Source organism: Pseudoduganella sp. GW821-FHT12E03 (assembly GCF_058807115.1).
Genome location: NZ_JBXAQJ010000002.1, coordinates 96,748 through 111,343, shown reverse-complemented (window position 1 = coordinate 111,343; position 14,596 = coordinate 96,748). Strand labels below are relative to the sequence as shown.

The following is a 14,596-nucleotide window of genomic DNA, read 5'->3' as shown; positions in this document are numbered from 1 at the left end:
CACGCAACGGGCTGGCTGCAACATCGTCCGAACAGACGATGAGGGGACAGGGACGATGGGGGACTCTGTGGACGACGCGACAAGAAATCGCGCACCACCAACTACAGGAGACTCCATGAAACGACTGACCATGATTGCGCCTCTGCTGCTTGCATCTTTTGCAAGTCCATCGCAGGCGCTGAATATCCTCGTGACCAATGACGACGGCGCCGAATCGTCCACCGTGCACGCGCTGCAGCAGCGGCTGGCGGCGGCCGGGCATAACGTCATCATCTCGTCCGAGGTGTGCGACAACAGCGGCCAGGGCGGCGCACTGGGCTTCTTGCGTCCGATCGGCCCACTGAGCGCCACCACGTGCGGCGCCACGCCCAGCCGTGGCGGTGCGCTGGCCGCCGGAGCCCCGGGCACCGGCACCCTGCCCGGCATGCCGTTTGCGTTTTACGTGAACAGCACGCCGGTGGCGGCGACGCTGTATGGCATCGACATCGCGTCGAAAAAAACCTGGGGCAAGGCGCCCGACCTGGTGGTGTCCGGCCCGAACTACGGCAACAACACAGGCTTCATCAACAACGGCTCCGGTACCGTGAACGCCGCGCTGGTGGCGATCAACCGGGGCATCCCGGCGATTGCCGTCAGCTCGGAGCAGCCGACCGATTACCGTCCGTACACCAAACTGGCCGAAGGCGATCCGGAATATGAAGCCGCCGATGTCGTCGTGCGGCTGGTGGCGGAACTGGAAAAACGCAAATCCGTGGGCGACGGCCTGCTGCCGAAAGGCGTGGGCCTGAACGTGAACTTGCCGAAATTCGCCAAGGGCGGCGCGGCAACGCTGCCGTTCAAGTACGCGAAGCTGGGCCTGGCCACCATCGCGCTGCCCTACTTCATCGAAGACTTGTCGAAAGATGCGCTGGCCCAGAGTTACCTGGCCAAGGCCTTCCCCAACGGTGTGCCGCCCTATCCGGGCGTGACCCTGCTGGTCAACCCGGCGCCCGCCCCGGCCGGCCTGATGTATACGCCCGATACCGATCCGGAATCGGAACAAAACGTGGTCAACAGCGGTGCGATTGCCGTCTCGGTCATGCAGGGCACGCACCAGGGCACGCGGGCGCAGGAAGCCGTGATCCGCGCCAAGCTGGCCAACTTCATCAAGTGAGGCCGCCATGCGAACCGCATATGTAATTCCCGCCTGCCTGATCCTGGCCGCCTGCAACGGCGGCGGCGGCGCCCAGTCCAACGTGTTGCTGGGCGGCGCGCCCTCGCCCGGCCAGTCCACCGCCTTCCTGCTGGAAGGCGACCCGGCCGGCAACTACGGCGAAGCGTTCATCGATGCCGAGGGCAAGGGTTTTATCGTGGTCGGCCCCAGCGACGGCCAGGCCGCGCAGGCGCTGTACCGTCTCGACGGCGGCATCGTGCAGCGCTCTCCGGGCGCGCTGGGCGGCACGGTAAACCTGAACCCGTCCAGCGTCATGAAGCTGCGCGCATCCGCCGTGGCGCCGGCGCAGCTGGCTGGCGGCTATACCATCCAGCTCGGCGGGCTGAGTGCCGATTTCAAGCTGGATGCGGATGGGAAGCTAACGTCTGCGGGTGGCGCCTGCCAGTTGTCCGGCACCGTGCAGGCCACGGGAGCCGTGCCGGGCACCTTGCCGGTCAGCTTGACCGTCAGCGGCTGCACGGCCGAGGGCAAGTACGAAGGGTACCTGATCCGGTCGGCGGACTATGCGCCGGGGGCGTTCCGCGTGGTGGCCGATGATGGCAAGCGGGTGGTGGATGGGTATGCGGTTGCCATCGCGGGGGCAGGGAAAATGTAATTTTTCGGGTGCATTTGTCGATTCCGGGTTCCGCCATCCGTCGTCCAGTCATGCAGCCCACGAGGCGGCCAATGACTGACTCAACAAACCAGCGAAAGGAACGAGCATGGCAACCACCGACAAAGCACCGAATCCGGCATCGTATTTCCCCTCCATTGAGAAAAAGTACGGCCAGCCGGTCGCGCACTGGCTGGGCTTACTTTCAGGCAAGAACGGAATGAAACATATGGAGCTGGTGGCTTGGCTCAAGGCTGAGCACGGTTTGGGGCACGGGCATGCCAACGCGCTGGTGGCCCATCATTTGAAGCAGGCGCAGGCTTCAACGGATAAACCGTGAGTTCAGAAGGATGCTTTTATCATCCGGTAAAAAATACGTGTCCGGATAATTGCCGTAACCGCTGTACATGATCGACATCCGCGCATGGGTATCGCAGGCCGGCAGGTTTTGATCGCAGCCGGGCGGATGCGGCAAGCCCAGTGAATGGCCGATTTCATGGGCGGCACCGCCAAGCTTGACCCGCAGCGGCTGGCAGATTCGCGTGCCTTCGTCCGAGATGGTGCAGGCGGCGCCACCAAAGGCTTCCAGGTCCTGTCGCGGCATCATGGTCAGGCCCGGGGTGCCGGCGCCCAGGCGTCCCGGCGTGTTCAGCTCATGCAGCACGTCGGCAAACACCACCCAATCGGTATCGGTCCTGGAAAAACTCGCGCCGCAATGGGTGCGCAGGTCGCTGGAAACCATATTCCACGTATTCGAACTGAAATACGCGGCTGACGCGCGCGGCAAGTAACAGATTTCCGGTTCGATCGCGTGCACCGTGAAGGTGGGTCCGTTCAACTGCTGCTTGTACCATTGCTGCAATTCCGCCGCCGCCGACTGCAGCGCGCGCGACCAGACCGGGTTGTACTGGCGGTCGAGCGGTATCGCATACACGAAGCGCAGCCGGTTCTCGTTCGGCACGGGGATCACCGCCGCCACCAGCGCCGATTCGGGACTGACCCCGGCGGCGCTGGACGAACGGACCGTGCAAGCATACTCGCGGCCATGCAACAACCCTTCGACCAGCACCGGGCTGGCCGACGCGATGCCGGTTTTCACATCGTCCGGCGCTCTGCAGGTGGCAATATGGTCGGTGGGGCGGGCCCCGCCGGCGCCGGCCGGTGCTTCGAACGCGATATGGGCGCGCCCCGCGCCGATGGTTGCCAGGCCGGTCGCGGCAAGCTTGACGGGCGCGGGCCAGATCACGGCATCGGTCCTTGGCGTCGCGGCAACCGCCGCCGACACGGCGCCCGGTTCGCCCCCGCCGCCGATGGCCGCGACCGTGCATGATTGCGCGACGCCGTTTGGCAAGCCTGTCACCACCACAGGACTGGTGGCCGAGGTTGCGCCGGTCACCACGCCATTGGCGCTGCAAGCGGCGGTAAAGCCGGTGATGGCGGAGGCGCCGCTGGACAATGGATGGGTAAATTGCAGGAACACCCGGCCATCGCCCGCCACGGCGGTCACACCGTGCGGCGCCACCGGCGAAGCGGGAGCGGACGCGACGCTCAGCAATTGCAGCACCCGCTGTTCCAGCGCGCGGATCGCGGCGGCGACGTCCGTGCCGGCGGTCACCGTGCGCAGCGTGTCGCGCCCCAGGGTGGCGGGCAATTTCGTGTTGTAGACCGCCACCGGTTCCACCGTGCCGGCGATGCCGGTATACGCCGCAGCCACCAGCGCTTTATTCTCGACCGACCGCATGTCCGCCCCGATGGCCCCTGCCATCAGTGCGACGGCGGCATTACCCCGCGTCATGGCACCGCTGTCGAGCAGGCCAACCCAGTATTGCTTGCCGGCCGTGTCCGGCGCCCGGTTGAATAGGTTTTGGTAGATCGCGGTAATAAACGCGTCATTGTCGCCCGAATACAACGCGGCCGATTCCCGGCTGGCGCCGAAGCCGTCAATGGTGGCCCGCACCAGGTCGTCGCGGCCATAGCTTCGGTTGAATTCAGCCAGCGTGGTGGCCGCGCCGTGCCCCGCGTACATGTCCGCATAGTAGGCCAGGCCGCCGGGGTCGGCGGGCCGGCCAAAATAAGCGACATACACCATCTGCACCAGGTTGGTGTATTCGGCCGCGCTCCGGGCAGGCGCCGCCGCACCTTGCGCCGCCAGTGGTCCCGCCTGCCCCTGCCGCTGCGGCGCGCGGTCCGCTCCGCCGCAGGCCGCCAGCACCAGGGTGATGCCAAGGGCAAGGTTGCGCCTGGCGCGGGATGAGGTGGGGAGCATGGGGTTCCTTGCGGTGTTTGGGGAGCGGTGCGGACGACAATGCCTGCGGCGGCTGCGGTGAAGGGATGATACCGGATTTGCCGCCCCCTGCTCCGCCGCGCGGCCCCCTGGTCGAAACGGAAAAAAACAACCGTACTCATTCCAACGAAGCAATATTTTTATTATTGCAACACATGTAACTTATATAAGACATACAAGTTGCATAGTGTAGAACGTTATTCCATCTGCTAAAATCGCTCTGCTCCAGCAAAAAGCTGTGTCCAAACTGAAGAGAGCTGAGAAAGTTAACCACCCGGGCTTCGACCGCACACGAGGGAAAACCTATGACCCAGAATTCCAAAATCATCTACACGCTGACCGATGAGGCGCCGCTGCTGGCGACCTACTCGCTGCTGCCTATCGTTCAGAAATTCACCGCGCCGGCCGGCGTGGATGTCGTCACCAGCGACATCTCGGTGGCAGCACGTGTGCTGGCCGAGTTCCCCGAGTTCCTGACGGACGACCAGAAAGTGCCAAACAACCTGGCCGAACTGGGCCAGCTGACCCTCAAGCCTGAAACCAACATCATCAAGCTGCCGAACATTTCCGCTTCCGTGGCGCAGCTGATCGCCTGCGTGCGCGAACTGCAAGCGCGCGGCTACAATCTGCCGGATTTCCCGGAAGATGCGAAGACCGACGAAGAGAAAGCACTGAAAGCCCGCTATGGCAAGTGCATCGGCTCGTCCGTGAACCCGGTCCTGCGTGAAGGCAACTCGGATCGCCGCGCGCCAAAAGCGGTGAAAGAGTACGCAAAGAAAAACCCGCACTCGATGGGCGAATGGAGCCAGGCTTCGCGCACCCACGTGTCGCACATGCACCACGGCGACTTCTACCACGGCGAAAAGTCCATGACCCTGGACAAGGCCCGCGAAGTCAAGATGGAATTGCTGACAGCGTCCGGCAACACCATCGTGCTGAAACCGAAGGTCGCGCTGCAAGCCGGCGAAATCATCGACAGCATGTTCATGAGCAAGAAAGCCCTGCTGGAGTTCTATGAAACCCAGCTGGAAGACGCGCGCAAGACCGGCGTGATGTTCTCGCTGCACGTGAAAGCCACCATGATGAAGGTGTCGCACCCGATCGTGTTCGGCCACTGCGTCCGCATCTTCTACAAGGAAGCCTTCGCCAAGCACGCCAAGACGTTCGAAGAACTGGGCGTGAACGTCAACAACGGCATGGTCAACCTGTACGACAAGATTGAAAAACTGCCGGCCTCCCAGAAGGAAGAAATCCTGAAGGACCTGCACGCCTGCCACGCCAACCGTCCGGAACTGGCGATGGTGGACTCGGCCAAGGGCATCACCAACTTCCACTCGCCAAACGACATCATCGTTGACGCGTCGATGCCGGCCATGATCCGCCTGGGCGGCAAGATGTGGGGCGCCGACGGCCGTCCGAAAGACGTCAAGGCTGTCATGCCCGAGTCGACCTTTGCCCGCATCTACCAGGAGATGATCAACTTCTGCAAATGGCACGGCAACTTCGACCCGACCACCATGGGCACCGTGCCGAACGTGGGCCTGATGGCGCAGCAAGCCGAGGAATACGGTTCGCACGACAAGACCTTCGAAGTACCGGAAGCCGGCGTGGCCAACATCGTTGACCTGGCCACCGGCGAAGTGCTGCTGACGCAAAACGTGGAAGAAGGCGACATCTGGCGCATGTGCCAGGTGAAAGACGCGCCGATCCGCGACTGGGTCAAGCTGGCCGTCACCCGCGCCCGCAACTCCGGCATGCCTGCCGTGTTCTGGCTCGATTCCTACCGTCCTCACGAAAATGAAGTGATCAAGAAGGTACAGACGTACCTGAAAGACCACGACACGTCCGGCCTGGATATCCAGATCATGTCGCAGACCCGCGCCATGCGCTACACCCTGGAGCGCGCGTTCCGTGGCCTGGACACCATCTCGGTGACCGGCAACATCCTGCGCGACTACCTGACCGACCTGTTCCCGATCCTGGAACTGGGCACCTCCGCCAAGATGCTGTCGATCGTGCCACTGATGGCCGGCGGCGGCATGTACGAAACCGGCGCGGGCGGTTCCGCTCCGAAGCACGTCAAGCAGCTGGTGGAAGAAAACCACCTGCGCTGGGATTCGCTGGGCGAGTTCCTGGCGCTGGGCGCATCGCTGGAAGACCTGGGCATCAAGACCGGCAACGCGAAAGCCAAAGTGCTGGCCAAGACCCTGGACGACGCCACCGGCAAACTGCTGGACAACCGCAAATCGCCATCGACCCGCACCGGTGAACTGGACAACCGTGGCAGCCACTTCTACCTGTCGCTGTACTGGGCACAGGCGCTGGCGGCGCAAACCGACGACGCGGAACTGGCCGCCAAGTTCGCACCGCTGGCCAAGTCGCTGACGGAAAACGAAGCCAAGATCGTCGAAGAACTCAATGCCGTGCAAGGCAAGGAAGTCGACATCGGCGGCTACTACTTCCCTAGCCCGGAGAAGACTTCGGCGGCAATGCGTCCTAGCGCGACCTTCAATGCTGCGCTGAACACGATCTAAGCGTCGCGTTGTAGCGTGAGACAGGCAGCCCGGTGAAAGCCGGGCTGCTTTTTTACAGTTACCGTGTCGTCACTCCTTAGGCGCCATCAACATGACCACCGACATCTGTTACGCTGCGCTGATATGGGATATGCCAGCGGCCGATCTCGCGCACATGCTGCCGACGCTTCACGTCAACAATCCGGACGAGTTTGGCGACTATTTGCTCACTGTCGCCTGCCGCAGGTTGCAAACTGAAACAGTTCGATTACTGCTTTCAAGCGGCGCAGATGTCAATGTACAAAATTCAGACCGCGATACACCGTTGCTCTGCGCAATCGATGTGGTCAGCCACAATCCTTGCGCGGCAACCGAGATTGTCACCCTGCTGCTTGATGCAGGCGCGGACATGGAAATGCGCGGCTATATGGAAAAAACACCATTCCTCAAGGCATGCAGTCGTGGCGATCTGGCGTTGCTTCAACTCCTGGTGGCACGCGGCTGCAACGTGCGCGCTGTCACTGAGGAAGACGGGGAATATCCCCTTGATGCACTGGACTACGCGAACATTCATCGCGTTCCGCTGGAGTGCCAGCAATACCTGCGCTCGATCTTAAAAACCTGACCCCAGGGGCATCGTGGTCTCACGGCGCAGTGTCACTAAAAGCCACTACCCCGCCATAACCAGCGCGAATTCGCGATATTCCTTACTAAAATCCGGTATGGTAAAGTTGCTCGATTCCACAGAGCAAAAGGCCCGCACACCATGGACCCGCAACTGATGCCGCGTAACAGCGAAGAAGAACGCGTCGCCGCGCTGGAAAAACTCGGCATCCTCGACAGCCAGACCAGCGATTACTTCGACGGCGTCACGCGGCTGGCGATGGACATGTTCAACATGCCGGGCGCGTATATTTCGCTGATCGACCGCGACCGCCAGTGGCTCAAGGCCAGCGCCGGCTTTTGCACGCCAGGCGACTCGCGCGAAGCATCGTTTTGCAACCACACGATCCGTGGCGCCGACGTGCTGGTCATCGAAGACACCTTGCTGGACGAACGCTTCCGCAACAATCCCGCCGTCACCGGTCCGGACCGGATCCGTTTTTATGCCGGCGCGCCGCTGCTGACCAGCGCCGGTTATGCGGTCGGCGCCCTGTGCGTGATCGCGCAGCAACCGCAGCCCTTTACCGCCGCGCAGCGCGGCCAGCTGCAAGGCCTGGCGGCGCTGGTGATCGCGCATATCGAGTTGCGCCGCGCCGTCGGCCATGTCGACGCCGTCACCGGCATGCCGAACAAATTCCAGCTCGATGAAGACTTGAATGAGCAAGGCGCCGTCGCCGAGGGCGAACAGCGCGTGCTGCTGTATGTCGACATGCCCGACGCGTCGAAAGCGTTTGAAATCGCCAGCGTGCTGGGGATCACGGTCTACGATGACTTGATCCGTGGCGTGGCGCGCAAGCTCGCCGCCCTGTTCCGCAATAAAGGCACCGTGTATCACATCACCGATGCCCGCTTTGCCGTGCTGTCGCGCGATGCGGATACCGACGGCTTCATTGCCTTTGCCCACGGCCTGGAACCCGCATTGCAGGAACCGCTGATGGACATGAATGTCCCGTTGAATCTGGCCAGCTTTGGCGGCATCGTACCCTTTAAATTGTGCCCAAGCTCGTCGATGGATGCGCCCCGCAAGGCGTCGGCCGCCGTCAACCAGGCCTTGCTGGCGCAGCAGCGCTGGCGCAGCTACGACACGCAGTCCGACCAGGGGCAGCAGCGCGCCTTCCGCTTATTGAACAGCGTGCAGCACAGCATCGCCAACAACGCGTTCCACCTGCTGTACCAGCCCAAGCACGATGCGCATAACGGCGCCTGCCAGGCGGCCGAAGCGCTGCTGCGCTGGCAGCATCCGGAACTGGGCTTTGTCTCCCCGGCGGAATTCATCCCGCTGGTGGAAAAAACCGCGTTGATCGGCCCCTTGACCGCGTGGGTGATCCGCACCGCGATCCGGCAGACGGCGGCATGGCACTGCGCCGGCCACCGCATCAAGATTGCCATCAACCTGTCCGCCTACAACTTTGAAGAACCGGATATTTGCGACCGCCTGCGCGGCGCCTGCGAAGAATTCGGCCTCGATCCCCGTTACGTGGAAGTGGAATGCACGGAAGGCATCTGGATGGAAAGCCCCGGCATCCTGCAAACGCTCAATACCATCCGCGCCATGGGCATGAGCCTGGCGCTGGACGATTTCGGCACCGGTTACAGCAATTTCGCCTACCTGCAAAAAATTCCCGCCACCGTCATCAAGGTGGACCAGTCGCTGATCCGCAACGTGCACACCAGCGAACGCGACCAGCGCATTGTGCGCTCGCTGATCGCGCTGGCGCGGGAACTGGGTTATGACGTGGTGGCCGAGGGCGTGGAAACCGGGCAGTCGCTGGACCTGATCCGCAGTTGGGGATGCCAGATCGCGCAAGGTTACCATTTTGCCAAGCCCTTGCCGCCGGATGCGTTTATCGCTCATGCGCAGGCCTGCGCCGTGAACTGACACCCCTGTGCCACGGCGGGTGGCGCAGTTACAATGACGGGCTCACACCATTCGTCACGCCGATGTCCACCCTGCCCACCCGCCCGCTCTACATCATCAGCGCCACCTGCCTGCTGGCCATCCTGTATTTTGGCCGCGACGTGCTGCAATCCCTGGCGCTGGCCGCCATCCTCAGTGCCGCCGTGGCGCCGCTGACGCGCCGCTTTACGCGCCTGGGCCTGAGCCGCGCGCCCGCCACCCTGGTCACCGTCATCATGGCGGCGCTGGTGCTGGCCGGGCTGGGAGCCGTGATGGTCGGCCAATTTGCCAGCCTGACCGATGATTTACCCAGCTACCGCAAGGAATTGCGGGCCAAGACCCGGCAATTGCAGCGCCTGGCGGAACGTCCGCTGGCCACCCTGGAAGCGCGGCTGCAAGTCGTGGACGTGCCGGGCGCGCTGTATGCCGCGCCGGCAGCCGCTGGCGGCGTCCGCGCCACGGCGCCGGCGCAGCCCGGCGTGACGGGCGCCCAGCCCCGCCCCAGCGTGCAAGACACCGCCGGCAGGCTGCTGTCGCAGATTTCAGGCCCGCTCGGCAAGGCCGGCATCGTGCTGGTGCTGTTCATCTTTATCTCGCTGGAGCATGAATCGCTGCAAGACCGCCTGATACGGCTGGCGGGCGACACCGCCATCAGCCGCACCATGCAAACCCTGGCCGACGCGGCGCAGGGCATTTCCCGCTTCTTCTTTGCGCAAATCGTCGTCAACGCCGCCTTCGGGCTGTCGATCGCCGTCACGCTCTGGCTACTGGGGCTGCCGCACGCCTTCCTGTGGGGCATGTTGTCCGGCGTGCTGCGCTTCGTACCTTACCTCGGCATGCTGATTGCCGGTTCCCTGATCGCCATGTTCGCGGCCGCCGTCGATCCCGGCTGGACCCTGGCGCTGACCTGCATGGCGCTGTTCCTGGTGCTGGAAGTAGGCGTGGCTTACCTGGTCGAGCCGCGCGTGTACGGCCATTCCTCCGGACTGTCGCCGCTGGCGGTGATTGTCGCGGCGCTGGTGTGGGGCACCTTGTGGGGTCCGGTCGGCCTGATCCTGTCCACGCCATTGACCTTGTGCCTGGTGGTGGCGGGCCGCCACGTGCAGGCGCTGTCGCCGCTGACGACGTTGCTGGGCGCGGCGCCCAGCGTGGGCGCGGCTCAGCGCTTTTACCAGCGCGCGCTGGCCGGCGATATCGCCGCCATCGTGCGCGATGGCCAGGCCCGCCTGAAACGGGGCAGCCTGGCGGCCTATTGCGACAAGGTCTTAATTCCCGGCATGGCGATGGCGGTGCCGGAAATCGAAAGCGGCAAGGTCGGCGACGGCCAGCTGGACCAGTTGCGCAAGACTATTGTCGAAGTCACGGAAGAAATCTCCGCGCCCTCCGCCGACGGGCCCTGCAAGCGCAAGCGCGTGCCGCTGATGGACAAGAATATCGGTTCGCACTTGCGCAAGCTGCGCCAGGCCCGCACCGGCCAGTGGCAAGGCTCGCTCGACGTCCCGGCCCGCTCGGTGACCTTGTGCGCGGGACTGGGTTCCGACCGCGAAGACTTCCTGTCGGAGCTGCTGGTGCGCGCGCTGGCCGAAGGCGGCGCCGATGCGCGCAGCGTGGTGCTGAACCGCCCGGAAGACAATCCCGGCGAAGACAAGGCACAGCTGGTTTCGACCGTGATCCTGCCCTATCCGGAAGAGACCAGCGTGGCAGCGTGGCTCGATGCCGTGGCGGACCTGCGCACGGCCATGCCGCACGCGTGCATCGTGGTATTGAAACTGCAGCTCGACGGCAAGATCGCGCGCCAGCCGGAAGTGGAGAAATCGGTCGACCTGGTGGTGCAATCGTTCGAACAGGCGCGCGCGTTTGTAGAGAGCGGCACATGACGGACCCGCGCCCCACCCTGCCGCCGTTGCCGGAAAACTCCGCCGCCGTGCGCGCGGCCCGGGAACACAAAGCCGCGCAAATCCGCGGCGTCGCCTCGATCCAGCAGATGCGCGACGCCATCAAGCAGGCCAGCCGGGTGGCCCCGGCCATCACGTCGGTTCCTCGCCTGAAGAAGCCTGGCGCGGCCGTATTCCGGGCACGGGCCGGCGAAGGCTTGCCATTCCTGATCGAAGGCATCGTCGACCGCTGGCCGCTGTGCGGACTCACGCCGCAACAGCTGCGCGAACAATATGGCCATTTGCACGTGCGTGCGCGGGTCGGCGATTACGTCAACACGGCCTTCGCGCCGGACCGCGCCATGCACGACATGTCGATGCTCGATTACCTGGACCTGTCGTCGGCGGAGGCATCGGACTTGCCGCCCTATGTCGGCAACCTGGAATTGCGGGAATTGAACCACCTGTGCCACTGGCCGACCTACTTCGGCAAGATGGGGCCGGCGCGTTTCTGGATCGGTCCGGCGAAAACCGTGACGCCGCTGCACTGCGATTACGACGACAATATCTTTGCGCAGATCTGGGGCACCAAACGCATTTTCCTGGCGCCGCCCCATCACGACGCCTTCCTCTACCCGCGCGAAGCCAACGCCATGCTGTTCGGTTCACCGTTCGATCCGGAAGCGCCGGACTACGAGCAGTTCCCGCTGGCGCGCCAGGCCACGATCATCGAATGCATCGTGCAGCCGGGCGACATGCTGTATGTGCCGGCCGGCTGGTACCACCAGGTGCGGGCACAAACGTTTTCCTTGTCCGCCAACCGCTGGGCGCGCGGCGTGCCGTTTGCCTTGCAGGGCGATGCAACGCTGCCGCCTTGATCCCGCAATGGCCATCAGGGCATATGACGGTTGCCCCGCACTGGCCGGTTCCTGCCCCGCTTAATTCTGCCTGGGCGCATCCGCCCCCGGCGCCGGCTGCTTAGGCGTTTCCTGCTTAGGCGTTTCCTGCTTTGGGGCCGCCTGTTTTGCGCAAGCCTGCACGCAGCGCAGGTATTGCGTATCGCACGTGCGCTGCTCGCGCAAGCGGCGGCTTTCATAACCCTGCCGCGCCTGGGCATCGCTCGGCTTGTCCGCCAGCCCCCGCGCGACCCGCGCATTCGGGTTCCTGTCTTCCATCGATAACAACGGCAGCTTGTCGTCTTCCGCCACCGATGCCGCATGGCTGCGGCATTCGCGCTTCTCGGTTTCACACACGGGTTTGCACAGGCTGTTGCTGTCGGCGTGGGCCACGCCCGCGAGCAACAAGGCAAATAACACGGTCAATTGTTTCATGGGGATCTCGTTGCATTCAGGAATTTTCGATTGTACGCATGGTGGTTTTTTTCACAACCTCCTGGCAATGAAAAAGATGCAAGCAAATGTGTCCGCATGCCAAGCCGGCGCTCACGCCACCGTGGCCCCGCCGAATTCCACCATCCCCGTTTGCGCCGCCAGGTGCATCAACTTGAAATCGTTATCGACCGCCAGCTTTTGCCGGATCAGGGTCAGGTAATTAAGCACGGTCTTCGGGCTCAAATGCATGGCCGACGCGATGCTGTGCGCGGATTCCCCGTGCACCAGTTGGCGCAGTACTTCGAATTCCCTCGGAGTCAGGTGCCGCAACGCATCGCCACCCGATTCATCGGCCAGCGCCGCACTGCGCACGTCGGCGGAAAAAGCCCGCCGGCCCCGCATCACCTGGCGGATGCCGTCGATCACGTCTTCCGGTTCGCTGTGTTTGGTCAGATAGCCGTGCGCCCCGGCCCTCAACGCCTGGCTGACGTGGCCATGGCTGCTGTACATCGACAGCACCAGGATGCGCAAGCCGGGCTGGCGCGCCAGCATGCCGGCGATGGCTTCCAGGCCGCTGCTGCCTTTCAGGCTCAAGTCCACCAGCGCCACGTCGGGCTGCGCCTGCTGCACCACTGCATTGGCCTCGCCGGCGCTGGCGGCCTCCCCCACCACCTGGAAATCCGGTTCCGCCGACAGCAGGCGGCGATAGCCGTTGCGGACCACCGCGTGGTCGTCGACCAGGATCATTCGTATCATGCCAGTGCTCCTTCGGCCGGCAGGGCTTGTTCGCCGCCGGCGCCTGTACATTGAACCGGCAGCCGCGCCGCCAGCTGCAATCCGCCGTCGCCATTCGGCAGCAGCGACAACGCGCCGCCGGCCATTTCCACCCGCTCGCGCATGCCGAGCAAGCCGCCGCGCCAGGCCGTAACCATGCCTGTCGCCTGTAGACCAATGCCATTGTCCGCCACCTCCACCCGCAATTGCCCCGGCATGCACGTCAGCGTGATGGCGCAATGGCTGGCGTGGCTATGGCGCACCACATTCGTCACGGCTTCCTGCACCACGCGGTACAAGGTCAGCGCCGTAATGTCCGCCACCTCGGGCACCGTGTCCGGCGCCGCCATGGAAAAGGCAATGCCGGTGCCGCGTCCCTGCCAGCTTTCCACCAGGTCGCCCAGTGCCCGCATGACGCCACTGGCATGCAAGCCGTGCGGGCGCAGCGATGCCAGCATGGCGCGCAATTGTTCGCCGCTGGCGCGGATATCGTGGCGCATCTCGTTGGCGCATTCCGCCACGTCACCCGGCGCCAGCTTTGCCGCGTTGCGCGCCAGGTGCGCCGCCGTGGCGTTGAGCGCGGTCAGGGTCTGGCCCATGTCATCGTGCAGTTCACGCGCCAGCGCCTTGCGTTCATTTTCCTGCACCGAGATCAGATCCCGGGCCAGCACCTGCTGCGCGGCGCGCGATTCAGCCAGGGCGCCGGCCAGTTGCTCGATGGCGCAAGCCACCTGGCGGAATTCGCGCAGCGCGAATGGCGGCAGGTCCGGGTCGGTTTCACCCCGCGCCAGCCGCTGCAAGCCCTCTTCCAGCGCCCGCACCGGCCGCAATGCGCGGTCCGCCGCCCACCACACCGCCAGCAAGGTTGTGCCGGAAAAGAACAACAGGGTGTGCCAAATTCGCACAGTGTCACGCCAGCGCTCACTGATTTCCGAGCCGGGGTTGGAGGAAATGTACAGGGTCTGGCCGCCGAGATGGATTTCCCGTTCGCCCTGCACCGGCGGCGCCATGCCCAGCCAGGTCAGCAGAGGGTGGGTGACGGACTGCATAGCCACCGGCGCCGCAGGCTGCCCGGCGGCGCGGATGCGCAAGTGGCGGATGCCAGTTTCCGGCAACTGCGCCGCCATGGCGCTGCCGCCGCTTTCCGCCGCCAGCAGCAGGTTGACCATCCGCGCCGACGCACTGATTTCCGCATCGATATCGGAACGCAGTGAATAAAACTGGATCACCGTGGCAACAGCCATCAGGCAAGCCAGCATCAAGCCCAGTGTCGCGGTCAGGCGGCGGCGCAAGTCCATGGTTTCCTCCGATTGTTTGTCACGGATGAGTGCAACTCCCGTGCCAGCGCATCAGCGGAAACGACAGCGGGAATTTTTCCCTAGCGGCCGTCATGCCTGTGCCGGAATAATCGGCGCCATAAACCAACGCCGCCACAGCGGTGTCAACATCGGGAGA

12 protein-coding genes are annotated in these 14,596 nt (G+C 63.9%); 8 read left to right on the top strand and 4 right to left on the bottom strand.

Annotation, left to right across the window (positions count from 1 at the left end):
- The first annotated feature begins 115 nt into the window (after positions 1-115).
- The 3 genes from AC1RRC_RS04300 (at position 116) to AC1RRC_RS04290 (ending at position 2,145) form a co-directional block, all read left to right on the top strand.
- A complete protein-coding gene (locus AC1RRC_RS04300) occupies positions 116-1,153 on the top strand; it encodes a 5'/3'-nucleotidase SurE (protein ID WP_493054026.1) in 1,038 nt (345 codons plus the stop codon).
- A gap of 7 nt (positions 1,154-1,160) precedes the next feature.
- Positions 1,161-1,808, top strand: a complete 648-nt coding sequence (locus AC1RRC_RS04295; protein WP_493054025.1) for a hypothetical protein — start codon at positions 1,161-1,163, stop codon at positions 1,806-1,808.
- 106 nt (positions 1,809-1,914) lie between these two features.
- A complete protein-coding gene (locus AC1RRC_RS04290; protein ID WP_493054024.1) occupies positions 1,915-2,145 on the top strand; it encodes a DUF4287 domain-containing protein in 231 nt (76 codons plus the stop codon).
- On the opposite strand, the gene AC1RRC_RS04285 is transcribed toward AC1RRC_RS04290, so the two are convergent.
- Complete coding sequence (locus tag AC1RRC_RS04285) at positions 2,128-4,071, bottom strand: DUF4214 domain-containing protein (RefSeq protein ID WP_493054023.1); 1,944 nt, start codon at positions 4,069-4,071, stop codon at positions 2,128-2,130. The genes AC1RRC_RS04290 and AC1RRC_RS04285 overlap by 18 nt on opposite strands.
- Before the next feature lie 323 nt (positions 4,072-4,394).
- Between AC1RRC_RS04285 and AC1RRC_RS04280 the strand changes: the two genes are divergently transcribed.
- The 5 genes from AC1RRC_RS04280 (at position 4,395) to AC1RRC_RS04260 (ending at position 11,914) form a co-directional block, all read left to right on the top strand.
- The gene (locus AC1RRC_RS04280; RefSeq protein WP_493054022.1) at positions 4,395-6,623 is read left to right on the top strand and encodes an NADP-dependent isocitrate dehydrogenase; all 2,229 of its coding nucleotides are present in this window, start codon (positions 4,395-4,397) and stop codon (positions 6,621-6,623) included.
- 91 nt (positions 6,624-6,714) lie between these two features.
- A complete protein-coding gene (locus tag AC1RRC_RS04275; RefSeq protein WP_493054021.1) occupies positions 6,715-7,227 on the top strand; it encodes an ankyrin repeat domain-containing protein in 513 nt (170 codons plus the stop codon).
- 141 nt (positions 7,228-7,368) lie between these two features.
- Positions 7,369-9,144: a putative bifunctional diguanylate cyclase/phosphodiesterase gene (locus tag AC1RRC_RS04270; protein ID WP_493054020.1), complete on the top strand. Its 1,776-nt coding sequence runs from the start codon at positions 7,369-7,371 to the stop codon at positions 9,142-9,144.
- 62 nt (positions 9,145-9,206) lie between these two features.
- On the top strand, positions 9,207-11,039 hold the full coding sequence (locus AC1RRC_RS04265) for an AI-2E family transporter (protein ID WP_493054019.1): 1,833 nt from the start codon (positions 9,207-9,209) through the stop codon (positions 11,037-11,039).
- A complete protein-coding gene (locus AC1RRC_RS04260) occupies positions 11,036-11,914 on the top strand; it encodes a cupin-like domain-containing protein (protein WP_493054018.1) in 879 nt (292 codons plus the stop codon). Before AC1RRC_RS04265 ends, AC1RRC_RS04260 begins: the two co-directional genes overlap by 4 nt.
- A gap of 60 nt (positions 11,915-11,974) precedes the next feature.
- On the opposite strand, the gene AC1RRC_RS04255 is transcribed toward AC1RRC_RS04260, so the two are convergent.
- The 3 genes from AC1RRC_RS04255 to AC1RRC_RS04245 all read right to left on the bottom strand — a co-directional run bounded on the left by AC1RRC_RS04255 (position 11,975) and on the right by AC1RRC_RS04245 (position 14,439).
- The gene (locus AC1RRC_RS04255) at positions 11,975-12,367 is read right to left on the bottom strand and encodes a hypothetical protein (protein ID WP_493054017.1); all 393 of its coding nucleotides are present in this window, start codon (positions 12,365-12,367) and stop codon (positions 11,975-11,977) included.
- Between the two features lie 111 nt (positions 12,368-12,478).
- Positions 12,479-13,123 carry a response regulator transcription factor gene (locus AC1RRC_RS04250; protein WP_493054016.1) on the bottom strand — a complete coding sequence of 215 codons (645 nt, stop codon included), beginning with the start codon at positions 13,121-13,123 and terminating at the stop codon, positions 12,479-12,481.
- Positions 13,120-14,439, bottom strand: coding sequence for a sensor histidine kinase (locus AC1RRC_RS04245; RefSeq protein ID WP_493054015.1), 1,320 nt, complete (start codon positions 14,437-14,439; stop codon positions 13,120-13,122). The genes AC1RRC_RS04250 and AC1RRC_RS04245 overlap by 4 nt, the downstream gene beginning before the upstream one ends.
- Positions 14,440-14,596 lie beyond the last annotated feature (157 nt).